Source organism: Prosthecobacter sp. (assembly GCF_044236155.1).
Classification (GTDB): domain Bacteria; phylum Verrucomicrobiota; class Verrucomicrobiia; order Verrucomicrobiales; family Verrucomicrobiaceae; genus Prosthecobacter.
In genome coordinates, this window is record NZ_JBIIHA010000028.1 from 51,443 (window position 1) to 68,635 (window position 17,193).

General features: G+C 60.0%; 18 protein-coding genes. 6 read left to right on the forward strand and 12 right to left on the reverse strand.

Going from position 1 to position 17,193, the window contains the following annotated elements:
* Nucleotides 1-1,041, reverse strand: coding sequence for a 16S rRNA (cytosine(1402)-N(4))-methyltransferase RsmH (gene rsmH / locus ACILSE_RS19275; protein ID WP_395719064.1), 1,041 nt, complete (start codon nt 1,039-1,041; stop codon nt 1-3).
* A complete protein-coding gene (locus ACILSE_RS19280; protein WP_395719065.1) occupies nt 1,038-1,382 on the reverse strand; it encodes a nucleotide pyrophosphohydrolase in 345 nt (114 codons plus the stop codon). Before ACILSE_RS19280 ends, rsmH begins: the two co-directional genes overlap by 4 nt.
* Nucleotides 1,383-1,494: 112 nt before the next feature.
* Here ACILSE_RS19280 and ACILSE_RS19285 point away from each other — a divergent pair, with 112 nt between their 5' ends.
* Nucleotides 1,495-1,914: a c-type cytochrome domain-containing protein gene (locus ACILSE_RS19285; protein WP_395719066.1), complete on the forward strand. Its 420-nt coding sequence runs from the start codon at nt 1,495-1,497 to the stop codon at nt 1,912-1,914.
* Nucleotides 1,915-1,963: 49 nt separating this feature from the next.
* On the opposite strand, the gene rlmB is transcribed toward ACILSE_RS19285, so the two are convergent.
* Entirely contained in the window at nt 1,964-2,542 is a 579-nt protein-coding gene (gene rlmB / locus ACILSE_RS19290) for a 23S rRNA (guanosine(2251)-2'-O)-methyltransferase RlmB (protein ID WP_395719067.1), read from the reverse strand.
* A gap of 110 nt (nt 2,543-2,652) precedes the next feature.
* On the opposite strand from rlmB, the gene ACILSE_RS19295 reads away from it, so the two are divergent.
* A complete protein-coding gene (locus tag ACILSE_RS19295; protein ID WP_395719068.1) occupies nt 2,653-3,309 on the forward strand; it encodes a vancomycin high temperature exclusion protein in 657 nt (218 codons plus the stop codon).
* Nucleotide 3,310: 1 nt separating this feature from the next.
* Here ACILSE_RS19295 and dnaE read toward each other — a convergent pair whose 3' ends face one another.
* Nucleotides 3,311-6,820, reverse strand: coding sequence for a DNA polymerase III subunit alpha (dnaE, locus tag ACILSE_RS19300; protein WP_395719069.1), 3,510 nt, complete (start codon nt 6,818-6,820; stop codon nt 3,311-3,313).
* A 45-nt stretch (nt 6,821-6,865) separates the two neighbouring features.
* The gene (locus ACILSE_RS19305) at nt 6,866-7,609 is read right to left on the reverse strand and encodes a hypothetical protein (RefSeq protein WP_395719070.1); all 744 of its coding nucleotides are present in this window, start codon (nt 7,607-7,609) and stop codon (nt 6,866-6,868) included.
* A gap of 200 nt (nt 7,610-7,809) precedes the next feature.
* Between ACILSE_RS19305 and ACILSE_RS19310 the strand changes: the two genes are divergently transcribed.
* Entirely contained in the window at nt 7,810-8,736 is a 927-nt protein-coding gene (locus ACILSE_RS19310) for an FHA domain-containing protein (RefSeq protein WP_395719071.1), read from the forward strand.
* On the opposite strand, the gene ACILSE_RS19315 is transcribed toward ACILSE_RS19310, so the two are convergent.
* The 4 genes from ACILSE_RS19315 to ACILSE_RS19330 all read right to left on the reverse strand — a co-directional run bounded on the left by ACILSE_RS19315 (nt 8,733) and on the right by ACILSE_RS19330 (nt 12,286).
* The gene (locus ACILSE_RS19315) at nt 8,733-9,242 is read right to left on the reverse strand and encodes a GNAT family N-acetyltransferase (protein WP_395719072.1); all 510 of its coding nucleotides are present in this window, start codon (nt 9,240-9,242) and stop codon (nt 8,733-8,735) included. The genes ACILSE_RS19310 and ACILSE_RS19315 overlap by 4 nt on opposite strands.
* Nucleotides 9,239-10,597, reverse strand: a complete 1,359-nt coding sequence (miaB, locus tag ACILSE_RS19320) for a tRNA (N6-isopentenyl adenosine(37)-C2)-methylthiotransferase MiaB (RefSeq protein WP_395719073.1) — start codon at nt 10,595-10,597, stop codon at nt 9,239-9,241. The genes ACILSE_RS19315 and miaB overlap by 4 nt, the downstream gene beginning before the upstream one ends.
* A 134-nt stretch (nt 10,598-10,731) precedes the next feature.
* Entirely contained in the window at nt 10,732-11,172 is a 441-nt protein-coding gene (locus ACILSE_RS19325) for a RidA family protein (protein ID WP_395719074.1), read from the reverse strand.
* 55 nt (nt 11,173-11,227) lie between these two features.
* Nucleotides 11,228-12,286: a serine hydrolase domain-containing protein gene (locus tag ACILSE_RS19330; RefSeq protein WP_395719075.1), complete on the reverse strand. Its 1,059-nt coding sequence runs from the start codon at nt 12,284-12,286 to the stop codon at nt 11,228-11,230.
* A gap of 53 nt (nt 12,287-12,339) precedes the next feature.
* On the opposite strand from ACILSE_RS19330, the gene ACILSE_RS19335 reads away from it, so the two are divergent.
* Complete coding sequence (locus ACILSE_RS19335) at nt 12,340-13,563, forward strand: glycoside hydrolase family 71/99-like protein (RefSeq protein ID WP_395719076.1); 1,224 nt, start codon at nt 12,340-12,342, stop codon at nt 13,561-13,563.
* A gap of 42 nt (nt 13,564-13,605) precedes the next feature.
* On the opposite strand, the gene ACILSE_RS19340 is transcribed toward ACILSE_RS19335, so the two are convergent.
* Both ACILSE_RS19340 and ACILSE_RS19345 read right to left on the reverse strand, forming a co-directional pair.
* The gene (locus tag ACILSE_RS19340) at nt 13,606-13,842 is read right to left on the reverse strand and encodes a hypothetical protein (protein WP_395719077.1); all 237 of its coding nucleotides are present in this window, start codon (nt 13,840-13,842) and stop codon (nt 13,606-13,608) included.
* A gap of 99 nt (nt 13,843-13,941) precedes the next feature.
* The gene (locus ACILSE_RS19345) at nt 13,942-15,306 is read right to left on the reverse strand and encodes a Gfo/Idh/MocA family protein (RefSeq protein ID WP_395719078.1); all 1,365 of its coding nucleotides are present in this window, start codon (nt 15,304-15,306) and stop codon (nt 13,942-13,944) included.
* Between the two features lie 469 nt (nt 15,307-15,775).
* Between ACILSE_RS19345 and ACILSE_RS19350 the strand changes: the two genes are divergently transcribed.
* Nucleotides 15,776-16,732 carry a tyrosine-type recombinase/integrase gene (locus ACILSE_RS19350; protein WP_395719079.1) on the forward strand — a complete coding sequence of 319 codons (957 nt, stop codon included), beginning with the start codon at nt 15,776-15,778 and terminating at the stop codon, nt 16,730-16,732.
* A 15-nt stretch (nt 16,733-16,747) separates the two neighbouring features.
* Nucleotides 16,748-16,957: a hypothetical protein gene (locus ACILSE_RS19355; RefSeq protein ID WP_395719080.1), complete on the forward strand. Its 210-nt coding sequence runs from the start codon at nt 16,748-16,750 to the stop codon at nt 16,955-16,957.
* Here the strand turns inward: ACILSE_RS19355 and ACILSE_RS19360 are convergent.
* Nucleotides 16,958-17,193, reverse strand: a 236-nt coding sequence (locus ACILSE_RS19360; RefSeq protein ID WP_395719081.1) for a helix-turn-helix domain-containing protein, incomplete at its 5' end; no start/stop codon positions are given.

Genomic DNA, 17,193 nt, shown 5'->3' on the forward strand with positions numbered 1-17,193 from the left:
TCACGCCTTCACCGCCCACCTCAGCTTCGCCGGTGCTGCACGTGGATTGTCGCGTGTTTCTTGAGGTGACGGGCGGATCACCTCGTCGTTCGTCGCGCTGAAGATACCGCTGCGCAGTCCGTCTCGAAAAAGATGCTTCACACGGCGGTCTTCGCCGGAATGAAAGGTGAGGATGGCCACGCGAGCACCCGAGCGCAGGCAGTTCGTGAGTTGATGCAGAAACGTGTCGAGCGCGGTGAACTCCTCGTTCACGGCGATGCGTAGCGCCTGAAACACGCGGCGAACGGTGGCCTCGCGTTCCTCGTCATCGACACGATGAGGCAAGGCACGGCGCACCGCCTCGGCCAGTGAACGGGTGGTAGCGTGATCGCTGCCCGCGAGAGCTTCAGCGAGCAATGCGGCGTGGCGTTCGTCGGCGTTTTCTTCGAGAATCGTCTTCAGCTTGGCCGCAGCGAGCTTTTGCAGCAGATCACGGGCAGACACGCCGCGCTGGGGGTTCATGCGCATGTCGAGCGGGCCGTCGTGCTTGAAGCTGAAGCCGCGGGCGGGATTGTCGAACTGCATCGAGGAGCAGCCCAGATCGGCCAGCAGCATGTCCACGCCATCGCTCCAGCCGAGTTCGCCGAGCGCACGCGGCAGCCCGGCGAAGTTCATGCGTTTCACGACGAGCGCGGACTCCTCGCAGCCGCTGGCACGCAGCCGCGCCTCGGTGCGCACGATCTCGATGGGATCTTGATCGAGCGCGAGCAGCGTGCCCCCCGGTTGCACGGCCTTTAGCAAGGCGCTGGCATGCCCACCGTAGCCGAGCGTGCAGTCCACGGCACGCTCACCGGGCTGCGGGGCGAGGATTTGCATGATCTCAGGCAAAAGGATCGGCACATGCTGCCCGGCGGGCGTTTTGCCGGACGCGCGCACCTTGGCGATGGTCTCGGCGTAGCGTTCGGGGTTCAGTTCCTTGTATTTGTCCTCAAACCGACGCGGATTCTTGCCCGAGTAGCGTGGACGGCGGCGATGAGGCGTTGGGGCTTCCGGCTCGCTCACAGTTCGTTGTATTTCGCGTTGGAACCGCGCGCTTTCGCCACCGGATAGCGCTTCTCATTGCGCTCGATCTTGTCCAGCATCGCCTGCCCGAGATCGACGCCGAGATTGTGGGCCAGTTCGAAGAGCAAGATGCCCACGTCGGCCATCTCGTCCTTCAACTCCGGCATCTTGTCCTTCACGCGCTGCTCGATCTGGTCCGGCTGCTGCCAGACAAAGTGCTGCAACAGTTCCCCCGCCTCAGCCGTGATGGCGACGGCGAGCTCTTTGGGATTATGAAACTGCATCCAGTCCCGGGCGTCGCGGAACGCGCAGATGCGCGCTGTGATTTGTTCGATGGTCATGGCGCATGATGCGGCGCGCGCCCGCAGGAGCAACCGCGAAGGCGACAAGATGCGCGCAGTGAGTCCCAAAGGAAGGATTGACGTTCAGAAGCGTATCAAGGATGCTCAACTCATGAATATGAAACACTTCACCGTTCTCGCCGCCTGCCTTTCCCTCTCTTCCTTTCTTCACGCAGCTGACGAGGCGCCGGTGGATTTCGTGAAGCAGATCAAGCCCATCCTGGCCGACCGCTGCGTGGAGTGTCACAACTCGGAGACGCTTCTTGGCGAGCTCAATCTGCAGAACCGCGACCTGGCCTTCCGCAAGCGCAAGCTGGGACCGGCCATCGTTCCTGGATCGCCGGAGAAGAGCATGCTCTACCTCGCACTCACGCTGCCGCCGAAGGACAAGAAGGCCATGCCGGCCACCGGACACCGCATTCCGAAGGACGAGGTCGCCACCATCCGCCAATGGATCGTGGAAGGCGCGAAATGGCCCGAAGGAAAGGCTGGCTCGGTTTCCGTGCAGCACAAAAAGGCCAAGGACGAGTGATCAGAGGGCCGTCCCTCCCTCAACTGCTGAATTTCACGCATGCCACCGGCTACTTCGCGCCCGTTCTCTGCCGAACGCACTCGAACAGGCACACGCCGGTCGCGACGCTGACATTCAGACACTCGACTTTGCCAGCCATGGGGATCTTCACGAGGAAATCGCAGTGCTCGCTGGTGAGGCGGCGCATGCCGGGGCCTTCGGCGCCCATCACGATGCCGATGCCGCCTTTCAAATCGAGATCATAAAGGCTCTGCGTGGCCTCATCGGCCGTGCCGACGAGCCAGACACCCAGTTCTTTGAGCTTGTCCATCGCCCGTGCGAGATTGGTGACACGCACGAGCGGGATGTTCTCCGCGCCTCCGCAGGCCACGCGGACGACCGTCTCGCTGATCGGTGCTGACTTGTCCTTCGGCATGACCACCATCGCCACGCCGGCGGCGTCAGCGGTGCGCAGGCAGGCGCCGAGATTGTGCGGGTCCTGCACACAGTCGAGGATGAGCACGAGCGGATCCTTCCTGCCCTCCAGCAGAGAGGCGAGATCACCCTCTTCATAGGTTTGAATCGAGGCGTCGCCGCGTGAATGGCGGTTTTGACGGGCGGTGGGATGATCTTGACGGTTCGGGCGCATCAGTGCTGTGGACCAGTGGGGCGTCCGCACATTGGGGCGGTGAGCGGACATTGCAAAATGTTCGCGACGCCGGCTTGCGAACTTTGTGAAGTGATCACAGCAGTCGTGGCATGCAAAGACCTCTCCTGAAGAGTTGGTGGCCGGGTATCGCTGTTTTGGCGACGGTGCTGGTCGTGTTTGTGTTTGGCTGCGAGTGGTGGATCGCGAGAACAGCGGCCGGCCGATGCTACGATGAGGTGAAAACGCTCTCCGCAGCCCCTGTGGCCTTGGTGCTGGGTACCTCGCCGCGATTGGCGGATGGCAGGGCGAACCTGTTCTTTTTGCCCCGCATGGAAGCCGCGGCGGCGTTGTTCAAGGCGGGCAAAGTGAGGGCGCTGATCGTCAGCGGTGACAATGGCACGCGTGCTTATGATGAACCGACGGAAATGAAGCAAGTCCTGGTGAGTATGGGCGTGCCGGAACCGCGGATCGTGTGTGATTACGCGGGATTCCGCACGCTCGACTCGGTGGTGCGGGCGAAGGAAGTGTTCGGGCAGTCGAAGATCATCGTCGTTTCACAGCGATTTCACAATGACCGGGCGGTTTACCTTGCCGAGGCGTTCGGAATCGAGGCGCAGGGCTTCAACGCGGCGGACGTGCCGGTGGCTCTCTCCATCAAAACCTTTCTGCGTGAGAAGCTGGCCTGCGTGAAGGCGGTGCTTGATGTGAACGTGCTGGGCACGCGGCCGAGGTTTCTCGGCGAGGAGGTGGCGGTGCCTGTGGAGTGATTTACAACCAAACCGTCAGCGCACGACGAAGATCGGCGCTGGGAGTCACGCGCAGCGTTTCATCGACCTCCAACCGCGCCTTGTGGCCGTTTTGGGAGATTTCGAGAAAGACGGGAAGCGTGCCGGGGAACTGCGTGAGCACTTCGTGGATGCGTTCAAGATCGGTTTCATCGTGCTGACGCGTGTTGAGCTTCAGGACGATGGGTTTTGGCGGCGGAGGAGGTTTGGGTGCGTCAACTGCGGGATCGGAGGCGTTGCGCGGTTTCGCCGCTTTTGGTTTGAGTGGCTTGGCGTCGTTGCATGTGACGCGGTTGCCGTCCGTCTTTTGATCCTTGCTGACCCGCACGCGGAAGGCCATCACCGCGCCATTGGCGAGCACGTCCTTGAGCTTTTCGTAGTCGTCGCTCCAGCACATCATCTCCTGCACGCCTGTGAAATCTTCCACCTTGAAGGTGGCGAAGGGACGGTTGTCTTTCTTCGAGTAGCGGACTTCAAGCTGGCTCAAAATACCGGCGATGGTGATGGTGCAGGCTTTCTCCTTGGTGTCGATCTCCTCGATGGCAGCGATCTTGGTGAGCTTCACGCTGTCGAAATGGCCGCGGTAGCTGTCGAGCGGATGGCCGCTGACGTAGAAGCCCAAAAGCTCCTTTTCGAAGGCAAGCACCTCGTCCGTGCTCCAGACGATGGAGGGTGCTTCTGGCACGTTTTTCTTCGATTTGGGCTTCGCGAGGTCGAAATCGTCGAAGAGGCCGCCCTGACCGGATTTTTTGTCCTTTTGCCTCGACGCGGCGGAGGCCAGCACCTGTTCGAGCTTGGCGAACATGACGGCTCGCAGCTCGCCGGTGAAGTCAAAGGCCCCCGATTTCACGAGCGCCTCCATGAGCTTTTTGTTCACGGCACGGTTGTCGAGCCGCGCGGCAAAGTCTTCGAGACTGGTGAAGGGGCCGTTCTTTTCACGCTCTGCGATGGCGGCCTCCATGGCGCCTTCGCCGACGTTTTTGATGGCGCTGAGGCCGTAGCGGATGGCGTTTGGCGTCTCGTCCTCGGTCTCAAACCGTTCGGGGGCGAATTTGAGCGAGGATTTGTTGATGTCGGGCGGCAGCACCCGAATGCCCATCTCGAAGCACTCGCTGACGAAGTTCGCGATCTTGTCAGGATTGCTGATTTCGTAGCTGAGCACCGCCGCCATGAACTCCACGGGATAGTTCGCCTTCAGATAGGCCGTGCGATAGGTGACGATCCCATAGGCGGCGGAGTGGGACTTGTTGAATCCGTATTGCGCGAACTTTTCGAGCAAATCGAAGATGGAGTTCGCGGTCTTCTCCTTGATGTCGTTCGTCTTGAGGCAGCCTTCGACGAAGATGAGGCGCTGGCGGGCCATCTCGGCGGCATCCTTCTTGCCCATGGCACGGCGGAGCAAGTCAGCTTGTCCGAGCGAGAAGCCGGCGAGGAAGTTTGCGGCCTGCATGACCTGTTCCTGATAGACCAGGATGCCGTAGGTTTCCTTGGCCACCTTTTCGAGCAGCGGGTGGGGATACTCGACCTGTTCCTCGCCCTTCTTGCGTTTGATGTAGTCGGGAATGAACTGCATCGGGCCCGGACGATACAGGGCGAGAATAGCGATGATTTCCTCGATGGTGTCCGGCCCGAGCTGTTTGCAGGTATTCACCATGCCGCCGGATTCCATCTGGAACACAGCGACTGTTTCGCCGCGCTTGATAAGATCGAAGGTCTTCGTGTCCTCGAGCGGCGCGTCGGCCACCTTGAAGCCGGGCACGCGTTTGTTGATCCAATACTCGGCCTCATGGATCACCGTGAGCGTTTTGAGGCCGAGGAAGTCCATCTTCAGCATGCCGAGCTCGGTGAGCGGCTTCATCGCGTATTGCGAGAGGATAGCGTCCTCCTTGTCCCGTGTGAGGGCGATGAAATTGTCCAGCCTGCGGTCACCGATGACGACGCCGGCGGCATGCACGCCCGTGCCGCGGGTGAGTCCTTCAAGGAAGGTGGCGTGCCGCCAGAGCTCCTGCGCGTTGGTGTCGGCTTCGAGTTTGGTCGCGAGCTCGGGGTTCTTTTTCACCGATTCTTCCAAATCGATGTTCAGCTCGTTCGGAATCATCTTCGCGAGCGCGTCCGAATCGCCGTAGCTCCAGCCAAGCACGCGACCGACGTCACGGATGACCGATTTGGCCCCCATGGTGCCAAAGGTGATGATGTGGCAGACGCTGAGGTCGCCGTATTTTTCGCGGACGTATTGGATGACCTCCGGACGGCGTGTCTGGCAGAAGTCGATGTCGATATCCGGCGGCGAAACACGCTCGGGATTGAGGAAGCGCTCGAACACGAGCTCGAATCTGAGCGGGTCGATGTCCGTGATGCCGAGGCAGAAGGCGACGAGCGAACCAGCGGCTGATCCACGGCCCGGACCGACGGGGATGCCATGCTCGCGGGCCCAGTTGATGAAGTCCCAGACGATGAGGAAGTAGCTGGTGAAGTTTTTCTCCTTCAGCAGGGCAAGTTCCACCTCCATGCGCTTGTGCAGCACCTCGTCATTGAGGGCGCGATCGCGGCCGTAGCGGCGTTCGAGGCCTTCCTGGGTCAGTTTGCGCAGGTACTCATTGCGATCGCCTCCATCGGGCATCGGATACTGCGGGTAGCGGTCGATGGAGGTGGAATCGAGGTGGATTTTGACGTCGCAACGCTCGGCGATCTCGAGTGTGGCGTCGCAGGCCTCCGGCACCTCCGCGAAGAGCGCCCGCATTTCTTCGGCGGTCTTGAAATAGACCTCCGGGGAGTAGGTCATGCGGTTCTGGTCATAGATGCTGGCCCCTGTGCCGATGCAGATCATGATGTCGTGGGACTCGTGATCGCTGCGGTTGAGGAAATGCACGTCGTTGGTGGCGACGGTTTTGAGACTGTATTGCTTGCCCCACTCGATCATTTGGCGGGCGCTTTTGCGCTGCGCCTCCGTGTTGTGGTCCTGGATCTCAAGATAAAAGTTCTCCGGGCCGAAGATGTCGCGGAACTCGCGCAGGCTCTTCTCCGCCTCGTCCTTGCGGTCGGAGAGCAGGAACTCGTTGATCTCGCCGTTGATGCAGCCGCTGAGGCAGATGAGACCCTTCGCATGCTCACGCAGGGCGTCTTTATCGACCCGCGGCTTGTACCACTGGCCGTCAAGATGGCCCTTGGTGATCAGTTTGGAGAGATTTTCGAAGCCTTCGTTGCTCGCGGCGAGCAAGGTGAGGTGAGAGGCGCGTTTGCGGCCGGGCACCTCGTTTTTGTCAAACATCGAGCCTGGGGCGAGATAGGCCTCGCAGCCGAGGATGGCTTTCGTCTTGGCCTTTTTCGCCGCCATGTAGAAGTCGATGGCCCCGTAGAGGTTGCCATGATCAGTGACGGCCACGGCGGGCATCTCCAGCTCCTTCACACGCTTCATCAGCGCATCGATCCGCACCGCACCGTCGAGCAGCGAGTAATCGGTGTGCAGATGGAGATGGACGAAGGAATCTGGCATGCGGCGGGAGCAGGATTAACCCCGTTTGGACGTGCTGAACAAGGCCTAGTTGTTCACATCCTCATCAGACTTCGGTTTTCGATGCCCGCGATGGTGGTGCCGGTATTTCCTGAGCAGCCGCCAGCCTTGGAAAAGCAGTGCGATGACCACGCCCAGGAAAACGAAGAACGGCAGGCGGTTTGGAGCCGTTGCAGGCGCTGGTGAAGGCACCGCGGCTTTTTCTGTAGGGAACTGCGGCTGGAAAAGCCGGCTCGTCTCGCCGGGAAAGAGCACCTGCGCCCGCCGCTCCTTGTTTCCCACGATGCCGGGCAAATAAATGAGCGTGGTGTTGGCCTCGCGGCCAAACTCGATCTGAAAGCCTCCTCCGCCTGCTGGAGCCTGGCCTTTGACCGTGGCCAACAGGTGCACCTCCTGCGTTTCAGGTTTCAGGGGCGCGTTGTCCTCTCCGTCGATGGCTTGGAAATCGCAGGCAGGCAGCGGTGTTTTCTGACCGCCAAAGATCAAGCCCAGCGCTTTGTACAGATAGTCACGCGCCTTTTCCTGCGTGGCGGCGATTTGCTCCGGCGTCTGCTCCTGATACCATGATCCCGGCACCGGCGGCAGCGTGGTAGGATCGGCGGCCAGGAAGGTCCGCGGATCCATGTTGATGCGCAGGGTGTAGGCGCCATCCGCCGCAAAATCTGCCTCCACGACCATGTTTGGCACCACATGGGCCTCCGCGTGACCGACCGCCAATAAGACTGACAAAACAGTTCCCAAGATCAGTTGGCGGAGAGTGCTGGATGGCATGGCGCATAGTGGAGACACCTATAGTCATGGCAAACATATCGTCAGAACGAAAGAAAACCCGCCGGTAGCAACGGATTGAGTTCCATAACGGTGCTTTTTTGTCCAAGAAAGAACCCGCGAAAAACCTTGTAGCTAGTGCCTGCCCGCGCTTGACTAGTGGCGAGTAAATTGCTTCAAAAAGATATTCATCACCTACCCGCATGGGAGCTACACTTAAATCGTTGGAAAAGAATCTCGAAATACCTCTCGAGGACTTTAACATGATTGGTCGCAGCCCGGATGCTTCCATTCGTCTGCTGGACGGCGGCGTGTCACGCCAGCATGCCACGATCCGGCGTGACGGCGCCCTGTTCTGGGTGTCCGATCTCGGCAGTGCGAATGGCAGCTTCGTCAACGATGTGGCCGTGACGACCGCGCGCGCCTTGCGCCATGGTGACCGTGTTCAGTTTGGCACCAGCATGTTCATTTTTGACAGTCAGGAGGACGAACGTCCGCCGAGTGAGTCCAACAACGTCAGCACGCAGTCGCTTCACACCATCGCCCTCCCCGTGAAGACCGTGAAGGCCACGCTGTTGGTCGGAGACCTGCGAAACTTCACCTCGCTCTCCGCCCAGCTTAGTGCCGAGGAAGTGGCCGCCATGCTGCGAGAATGGTATGCCCAGTGCGAGCAGGTCATCAAGACGCGTGACGGCATCATCGACAAGTTCATCGGCGATGGCGTTTTCGCCTACTGGATCGGTGATGATGCTTCCACCCGAGCCAAGGCAACCGAGGCCGCCAGAATTCTCAGCCATCCAGATTCCAGCGAATCCCCCAAGCGCAAATGGCTGCGTGACAACATGAATTTGGAAGTCCACTGCCACATCGGTTTGAACATCGGCGATGTCGCCCTCGGTGCCATGGGTCGTGGAAACAATACTGCCGTGGGAGAGGCTGTGAATGTTACCTTCCGCATCGAGAGCCTCACCCGCAAGCTCCAGGTGCCGGTCCTCGCGGGCGCGCCATTCCTGCAAGGCTGGCCGGAAGGCCTGCAAATCTTCCAGAACGCCGGCATCCACCCGGTCAAAGGGCAGCCCGAACCTGTGGAGGTCTATTCACTGATCGACGCCCCGACGATATCACTTTAACCGGCTTTGGCTGTCAGGTATCGGCTCATGTCCTCTCGCGTCATGCGGTAGAGAAACCACTCGCTCATGCGTTTCGCGCCGAGGCGCTGCTCATACACGCGTTGGGCGTTTACGTTCCAGTCGAGCGCAGTCCACTCCATGCGGCCGCAGCCACGTTCATGGGCCAGGCTCACCGCTTTTTTCAGCAAAGCGCCGCCCACACCCGCGCCGCGATGCTCGGGCAGCACAAACACATCCTCGATGTAGAGCGTCGGCAGCGCGAGGAAGCTCGAATACGTCTCCACCAGGATCAGGTAGCCGCACGGCGTCGCCGCCTCGTCCACAAACGCCAGCCACACCTCGATGCGCGGCCTTTCACTCAAGGCATCCTCCACCAACCGCCTCTGCGCCGCCGTATCCGGCGGCGTCAACTTCTCAAACTCCGCCAAAGCAATGACGAGGCTGCAAAACGACGCCGCATGCTCGCGGGTGAGCGGGCGAAGCTCGATCTGCGCCTTCGCATTCATGCCTGCAGCACCGCATCCCCAAACAACGTGAAGTGCCCGGCTTCAGTGATGCGCACCTTGAAGATCTCGCCGGTGTGCCGTGCCGGGTTGCCGTCGAAGACGACGATGCGGTTGCTGCCGGTGCGACCGGTGAGGCGTTCGGAGTTGGTCTTGCTGGGGCCTTCGCAGAGGATCTCGACCTCTTTGCCGACGAGTTTGTCATACATCGGCAGGGCGATGCTGTTGACGAGGGCGAGGAGGTCTTGGTTGCGCTCCTCTTTGACCTTCTCGGGCACTTGGAGGGCGTCTTCCATCTCCGCGGCGGGGGTGCCGCGGCGTTTGGAGTAGCGGAAGACGAAGGCGTTGTCGAAACGGATGTCTTCGAAGAGCTTGCGGGTCTCCAGGTAGTTCTCCTCGGTCTCGCCGGGGAAGCCGACGATGACATCGGTGGTCACGGCGATGTCGGGACGCGCGGCGCGGATGCGCTGGACGAGTTCGGTGAACTTCGCGGCGGTGTAGGGCCGGTGCATGCGCTTCAGGATGGCATCGCTGCCGCTTTGCACCGGCAGGTGGACGTGCTCGGCGAGCTTGGGCAGGTAGGTGAAGGCCTCGATGAGGTCCTTCTTATACCCGATGGGATGCGGGCTGGTGAAACGAATGCGCCGGATGCCGGGGACCTCGTGCACAGCCTCCAAAAGCTGCACGAAGGGGCTTTTGCCATCGACGGCAGGGAATTCGTGCCTGCCGTAGAGATTCACGATCTGGCCGAGCAGCGTGACTTCCTTCACCCCGCGGTCGGCGAGGCGTTTCACCTCCTCCACGATGTCGGCGATGGGCCGTCCGCGTTCGCCGCCGCGTGTGTAAGGGACGATGCAAAAGGTGCACTTCATGTTGCAGCCCTGCATGATGCTCACGAAGGCGCTGGCCTGCTTTTCTTTTAAAGTGTGATCGCGGATGGTGTTCTGCGAGGCTTCCTCTTCCTCGACATCGACGATGGAGAAGCGCTCGTCGTCCATGAGCGTGGCCTCCTTCTTGCGGATGATCTCATCGACGTAATCGACGACCCGATGATACTTCTGCGTGCCGACGACGAGATCGACACTGGCCTTGTCCACGAGCTCGCTGCCCCGGCTCTGCGCCATGCAGCCCATGAAGCCGGTGACGAGCGGGATGCGCCGGCGACGCACCATGCCCATCTTCCCGAGCGCCTTCTGCTCCGCCTGGTCGCGCACGGAGCAGGTGTTGATCAAAACGACATCGGCGTCCGTGTCGGTGGACGTCATGGTATAGCCGCGCTCGGTGAACATCTGCGACACCTGCTCGGTGTCGCGCTCGTTCATCTGGCAGCCATAGGTTTTGATGTGGACGCGGGGCATTGGGGGCCGCCAGAGTAGCTTTCCGCGGGAGAGGGCGCAAGGGGCGGCGAAGCGGTGAAATGACGAAATCCGAATGAAGCCCGAATGCCGAGTGGGTCAAAACATTCGGGCTTGGTCATTCATTTGTCATTCCGTCAGGCCTTGATCTCAAAGATGGCCTCGACCTCGACTGCAGCCCCGGTGGGAAGCTGCGCAAAGCCCAACGCACTGCGGGCGTGATAGCCGTCGCCGTCCTTGCCGAAGATCTCATGCAACAGATCGCTGCAACCGTTGATGACGAGGTGCTGGTCGCTGTATTCGAGTGTCGAATTCACGCAGCCGAGCACCTTGATGACTTTCAGACCGTCGAGCGTGCCGTGGGTGTTCCAAACCGAGTTCAGGATCTTCTCCGCGCAGTTCCTTGCCGCCTTGTAGCCGTCTTCGGTCGCGACACCGGCGCCCAGCTTGCCTTTCATGTCACTGACGTGGCCGGAGGTGATCAACTGGTTGCCGCTGCGGATGCAGAGGTTGAGGTAGCCGGGAGTCTGCTTCGCGAAGGTGATGCCGAGAGATTCTGCTTTTTGCTGGGGAGTCATGGTTGGGAATGAGAAGTGGACGCAGAATACGATTTGGAAATCGAAAAAATCACATTCACAACCCCAATGCCATCACCTCACGGCCCATCTGCCACATGAGCTTGTCCAGTGCCAGCCCGGTGCCCTCTTTGCGGCCATTCATCAATCCTGCCCAGCAAATGCCTTTGGCGGTGTGGACCAAGATCGTCGTCGTGCCGGGAAGCGAGCCGCCGTGCCACCTGCTCGGCACCTGGTTCACGTTCCAGCCGCGGGCATAGCTCGCGCTCACCCCGTGCGTGGTCATGGCACGAATCGATTCCTCATTCAGCAGAAGTGGCAGTTGTGAGGCAAATCGCACCAGATCGCCCGCCGTAGCCATCCATCCGCCGTGGGAGTCCATGCGTCTAACATTCATCCTGTAGGCCGTGCCGGGCTTCTCGGTGAGATACTCGGCCTCCGGCGGTTGGCGGTCACCGAGCGTGTTTCCGGCGATGCGCATGCTCGTGATGCCGCATTTCGAGAAAATCGCATCGCGGATGTGCTCCGCATACGGCTTGCCGGTCACTTTTTCGAGGACGCGACCGAGCACGCAGTAGCCGAAGTTCGAATACGCGAAGTGCTCGCCCGGCTTGTGTGTCTGTTTCTGATTCGCCAGCGTCCAGGCGATGAGTTCATCGTGTTTCATCGCCGGACTTTTGAACATGGGGTCCTGCTTGTCGTTCGCCCAGCCGCCGCTGGTGTGCGTGAGCAGGTTATCAATCGTGATGGCGGCCACATCCCCGCTGTGATCGCCGCCAAGGATGCCCCGCGGGCCGAAAACCTTGCTGTCGAGTTTGAGCAGCCCTTTCTCGACATACATCATGACCGCCGTGGCTGTGATCGGCTTGGAGATGCTGGCGATGCGAAAGCGGTGCTCCGGCGTGACTGCTTCCTTGCGCTCTGCATCCGCGAAGCCATAGCCCTGCTCGAATTCGATCATCCCATCCCGGCCATAGGCGATGCTCATGCCCTGGATGCCATGCTCACGCAGAAATCCCTCCGCGATGCCACGAATCGTCGCCGCCTCGGATTTCTCTGGCGTGGTCGCAAAGACCGGCCATCCGGCCAGCGAACCCACAAAAGCGCGTCGTTTCATGCGGGTAGCATCACATCTTGACGCGTCGCATCCGTCAACGAAAACATCACCGCATGATCCGCTTCCTCAAACTGCTCGTCATCTTCACCTGTGTCGTTCAAGCCCAGTCCGTCGATACCAGCACGCTCATCGGCAAAGTCGTCTGTGGCTATCAGGGCTGGTTCCGCTGCGAGGGCGACGGCAGCAACAACGGCTGGCATCACTACGCGGTAGGTGGAAAATTCGAGCCTGGGCACGCGCACATCGAGATGTGGCCGGATGTGAGCGAACTGTCGCCGCAGGACCGTTTTGCCACGCCCTTCAAGCATGCCGACGGTCGCATCGCCGAGGTGTTCAGCTCCGTGCGCGAGTCCGTTGTGCAGCTTCATTTCAAATGGATGCGCGACTACGGCATCGACGGTGCCTTCGTGCAGCGTTTCGCGACTACCACGCGGGACAGGCGTTTCCGTGAACCGATGGACCAGGTGCTGGCCCACTGCCAGTCCGCTGCCAAAGCCAACGGGCGCGGCTGGACGCTCATGTATGACCTCAGCGGTATCAAAGAAGACGGCATCCAGCTCGTGATCGACGATTGGAAACGCCTCATCACGGAGAAGCGTCTCGACCGCGATGGCTCGGCCTACTTTAAGCATCACGGCAAGCCTCTCGTCGCCCTTTGGGGCCTCGGCTTCAACGACCGTGCACCGATGCTCGATGAATGGTCACGTCTGATCAATTTTTTGCACAATGACGGCTGTGCCATCATGCTCGGCGTGCCCTACTACTGGCGCACGCTTGATCATGACTGCATCAAAGATCCAAAGCTCCACGAGCTCATCGCCCGTGCCGACATCGTCAGTCCATGGGCCGTGGGCAGGCTCGGCACACCACAGGATGCGGCCAACCGAATCGAAAAAACATTGAAGCCCGACGTGGCATGGTGTGCAGAGCACAAGATCGACTACCTGCCCGTGATCTTTCCCGGCTTTAGCTGGACCAATCTCTCCAAGTCACGCGGACAGGAGGCGAAATTCGACGCGATTCCGCGGCGTGGGGGCGAATTCCTCTGGTCACAGGCGCTCGCCGCCAAGCAAGCTGGCTCGCAGATGCTCTATGTCGCGATGTTTGACGAACTGGATGAAGGCACGGCCATTTTCAAAAACGAAAACCAACCGCCTGTCGGCGCGAGCCTGTTTCTTGCAGAACCAGATCTGCCCGATGATCATTACCTCTGGCTCACTGGAATGCTTGGAAAACTGCTGCGGGGAGAAACAGGCAGTGAGATGCCGCAACGTTGATCGTGGCTTCGACTGCAACCGAAACAGGATTCCCAGTCGAATCTACGACAAGTCCGAAGCGAGTACGGAATTCGCGGCACGCAGCGCCAGTTCTTTCGCCTGCGCGATCACGCGCACGGGGGTGTTGTCGAACATGTAGGCATGGCAGCTCGGGCAGGTGATGGCACGCGTCACCACGATGGAACCGCAGCCTTCACAGACTTTGTACTGCTCCGGGTGGGTGGCGATTTTCTCCGCCTGCTTCAGACGTGAGTCTGGTTTGTGCTCGTGCGCGCTCATGAGACGACCGCATGCTACGGCGACTGTCGCGGCGCGCAACCCCGGCAATGCACAACTTGCGCTGAGAATTGCTCTTGATACGGGGATGTTAATAAACCCTCACCCCAGCCCCTCGACCCTCCACCCGTCGCGATACTTCCGCGTGAGCTGGGCATTGAGTTCGGGTTTGTTGGCGATTTTCCCCGCCGCGGCATCCCATTCGATCCAGTCGCCCGGATTTCGCTCGGAGAGCACGCCGAGCAAAACGGCCTCCGTCACCGGGCAGCCATAGCTCGGCAGATCGGTGGTGGCTTTTTCGCCCTTCATGCACGCGTCCACCCAGTCGGTGTAATGATTCGCGATGCGTGTCTTCGGGTAGGTGAAGCCCGTGAAATTCGCCTCTGGCACCAGCCACGGGCGCTGGCTGTGCGGTTTAAAGATGCCGCCGCTCTCGCCAATGAAGAAAATGCCGCTCGGCGTGTCTTTGGTGAGCACGCTGGGCTTGATGACACGCTTGTCATAGTCGTAGCCGCCGTCGGTCCAGGTCATCTTGATCGTGTCGCCCGCCGTGAGCGGCGTGCCGGGAAATTCGAGCTCCAGATGGCGCTTCATCGCATACAAATCGCCCTTGCTGCCCTCGTCGAGGCAACGCACGCGCTTCGGTGCGGCGAGTCCGAGGCAGGCAAACACCACGTCAAAGTAGTGACAGCCCATGTCCCCCATCATGCCGACACCAAAATCCGCCCACGAGCGCCACATCGACGGATGATACGCCCCTTCGAGGAAGGGCACCTCGTTCGCCACGCCGAGCCACAGGTTCCAATCCACATTCGCCGGCACCGGATCGGCCTCCGCCTTGCGCTGCGTGACCTTCGGCCACCAGCTCGCCTTCTTATTCTCCCAGCAGATCACCTCCTTCACCTTCCCGATGGCCTCGCTCTTGATCAAATCGACCGCCAGTGAGGTTTCGATGCTCGAATGCCCCTGTGTGCCCATCTGCGTCGTCACACCCGCCTTCGCCGCCTCCGCGCTCAAAATCCGCGCCTCGTGCAAATGATGCGTGAGCGGCTTTTGCAGGTACACATGCTTCTTCGCCCGCAACGCCGTCACCGCCTGTGCCGCATGCATGTGATCTGGCGTGCCGATCGTGACCGCATCCACCGAACCACCCAGCTTCGCGATCATCTCGCGATAATCGCGAAACGTCGCCGTGCCCTCGAGCCGCTCCTTCGCCGCCGGATCTTGAAGCTCTTTTCGCCGCGATGACATGCCCTTCGTCGCCAGCGCCAGCGTCTTCGCATCCACATCACACATCCCCACGATCCGGACCTTCGGATGCTGCAGCACACTCATCATCGTGTTCCCGCCCATCCCGCCAACCCCAATCGACGCCACCTGAAACATCGAGTTCGGCGACCTCGCGCTCAAAATGGCAGGCGCGGAAACATAAGCGGCAGTGTGCTTGAAAAAGGAGCGGCGGTTCATGAGGCTGGGTCAACGCACTCGCGACTCCACGTCTGTCTTTGATGCGTCAGCAAAGTGGTCCGCACAGGACTACGAACAAACGACAGCAATCAAAGCTCTAAATGGGGCTGGAACGCCCATTTTACAGGCTTCTGGAGCACAAACACCTTCCGCAATTGACACTACGGCAGGTGTTATGCATGACAAAAGCACGACAAATCCGGCTCTCCCCTCTCACTGCAGAGGCAAACCTTTCGCTGTGGTCAAACAGGGCTCGGCAGCAGTGCCCATCTATAGGGGCAATGTTCGCGGATCCCAACGCTTTACGGTGGCTTTCTATCGGGACGGCAGAAGGATGCGACGGACTTTTGGAAGCCTAAATGCAGCCAAGGAGGAGGCGCGACTACTGGCTCTCAACATCCAGCGGGGCATGAGTTCGGACAATGATCTCCGCCCGCAAGACCGCGAGGCGTTCCGAGTTGTGTGCGCCATGCTTGAACCCTTTGGGCTGCCTCTGGTTACCGCAGTGGAGGAGTATGTGCAGTGCCGTCGCAAGCTGGGTGAAACATCCTTGATTACTTCGGTCGATGAGCACGTCCGCAGGTCCAAAGGATTCACAACAGGGGTGTTGATATCAAGGGTGATCGAGGAATTTCTTGCTGCTAAAAAGCAGGACCGCATGAGCACGCATTACCTGAAATCACTGCAGAGTATCCTCAAACAATTTGGTCAGGCTTTGCCGGGTGAAATCGCCAGAGTGACCACTCAGCAAATTGCTGCTTGGTTGCGTTCGGGAGATTACTCAGCCGTGACGCGCAACAACCGGCTCAAACGGGTTAAACTGCTGTTTGGTTACGCTCGGCAAAGCGGCTACTTGCCGAAGCGTGAGCCGACGGCAGCCGAGGAACTCAAGCATCGCAAGCAGGGGGACACTGATGTTGGCATCTTTAAGCCTGAGGAGTTTGAGTTGTTGATGAGAGCGGCTCCGGCTGCACTCATTCCGGTGCTTGCTATTGGTGCTTTTGCGGGGCTGCGCGCAGCGGAAATTGCCCGCCTAGATTGGAGTGCGGTGGACTTGGGGCGCAGGATCATTGAATTGCGAGCCGGGCAGGCCAAGACAGCATCGCGGCGCATCGTGCCCATCAGCGACAATCTCGCGGCGTGGTTGTCTCCCTTGGAGCGACAGGGGTTGGTAGTGCCGGAGAAGGTCGTGTTCGTGAAAATCACTAAACTTGCCAAAAGCTTGGGGTTGGAGTGGCCGCACAATGCCCTACGTCACTCCTACATCAGTTATCGGATCGCCGTGGTGCAGAGCGCTGCCCAAGTCGCGCTGGAGGCGGGAAACTCTCCGACAATTATCTTCAAGCATTACCGAGAACTGGTGACCAAGGAGGCTGCTGCCCAGTGGTTCGGCATCATGCCTAAAACCTGCACATCCACGCTTTGACATGCGAATCCCTGTATGAACCCAACACTCAATGCTCCATCACCCCTGCTGAAAAAGAAGCCCTTGGCTGCCCTCTTGGGAGTCAGTTCACGAACCATCGACAACTGGGTGGCGCAGCGAATTATTCCTTACCTCGCCACCAGTCCCCGAATGCATCTCTTTGATGTGGATGCGGTGCGTGCCGCGTTGCATGCACGATTCGGGGTGGAGGCTCGCGAGCCTTAGTCACCCGCGACTTCGTTGCGCAACGAGATGCAACGTTAATCGCGTCTTACGATGGGTGGAGGGTTGGATTTGGGCGGGCGAGTCGATGAGTTGTAGTAGCGCCACCACCGCATAGCCACGCGGCGTGGCTCGCTCCTGCTCCCAGTTTTCCAGGGTGCGTTTGCTGATGCCGAGGAACTCCGCCGCATCCCGCTGGCTGAACGCCTTGCGTTCACGCCACTCTTGGAGAGCACGGG

Excerpts from the sequence above, each read along its gene's own strand:
- ACILSE_RS19280 (WP_395719065.1), bottom strand. The coding sequence starts at position 1,382 with ATGACCATCGAACAAATCACAGCGCGCATCTGCGCGTTCCGCGACGCC.
- ACILSE_RS19285 (WP_395719066.1), top strand. The coding sequence starts at position 1,495 with ATGAATATGAAACACTTCACCGTTCTCGCCGCCTGCCTTTCCCTCTCT.
- rlmB (WP_395719067.1), bottom strand. The coding sequence starts at position 2,542 with ATGCGCCCGAACCGTCAAGATCATCCCACCGCCCGTCAAAACCGCCAT.
- ACILSE_RS19295 (WP_395719068.1), top strand. The coding sequence starts at position 2,653 with ATGCAAAGACCTCTCCTGAAGAGTTGGTGGCCGGGTATCGCTGTTTTG.
- dnaE (WP_395719069.1), bottom strand. The coding sequence starts at position 6,820 with ATGCCAGATTCCTTCGTCCATCTCCATCTGCACACCGATTACTCGCTG.
- ACILSE_RS19305 (WP_395719070.1), bottom strand. The coding sequence starts at position 7,609 with ATGCCATCCAGCACTCTCCGCCAACTGATCTTGGGAACTGTTTTGTCA.
- ACILSE_RS19310 (WP_395719071.1), top strand. The coding sequence starts at position 7,810 with ATGGGAGCTACACTTAAATCGTTGGAAAAGAATCTCGAAATACCTCTC.
- ACILSE_RS19315 (WP_395719072.1), bottom strand. The coding sequence starts at position 9,242 with ATGAATGCGAAGGCGCAGATCGAGCTTCGCCCGCTCACCCGCGAGCAT.
- miaB (WP_395719073.1), bottom strand. The coding sequence starts at position 10,597 with ATGCCCCGCGTCCACATCAAAACCTATGGCTGCCAGATGAACGAGCGC.
- ACILSE_RS19325 (WP_395719074.1), bottom strand. The coding sequence starts at position 11,172 with ATGACTCCCCAGCAAAAAGCAGAATCTCTCGGCATCACCTTCGCGAAG.
- ACILSE_RS19330 (WP_395719075.1), bottom strand. The coding sequence starts at position 12,286 with ATGAAACGACGCGCTTTTGTGGGTTCGCTGGCCGGATGGCCGGTCTTT.
- ACILSE_RS19335 (WP_395719076.1), top strand. The coding sequence starts at position 12,340 with ATGATCCGCTTCCTCAAACTGCTCGTCATCTTCACCTGTGTCGTTCAA.
- ACILSE_RS19340 (WP_395719077.1), bottom strand. The coding sequence starts at position 13,842 with ATGAGCGCGCACGAGCACAAACCAGACTCACGTCTGAAGCAGGCGGAG.
- ACILSE_RS19345 (WP_395719078.1), bottom strand. The coding sequence starts at position 15,306 with ATGAACCGCCGCTCCTTTTTCAAGCACACTGCCGCTTATGTTTCCGCG.
- ACILSE_RS19350 (WP_395719079.1), top strand. The coding sequence starts at position 15,776 with ATGCTTGAACCCTTTGGGCTGCCTCTGGTTACCGCAGTGGAGGAGTAT.
- ACILSE_RS19355 (WP_395719080.1), top strand. The coding sequence starts at position 16,748 with ATGAACCCAACACTCAATGCTCCATCACCCCTGCTGAAAAAGAAGCCC.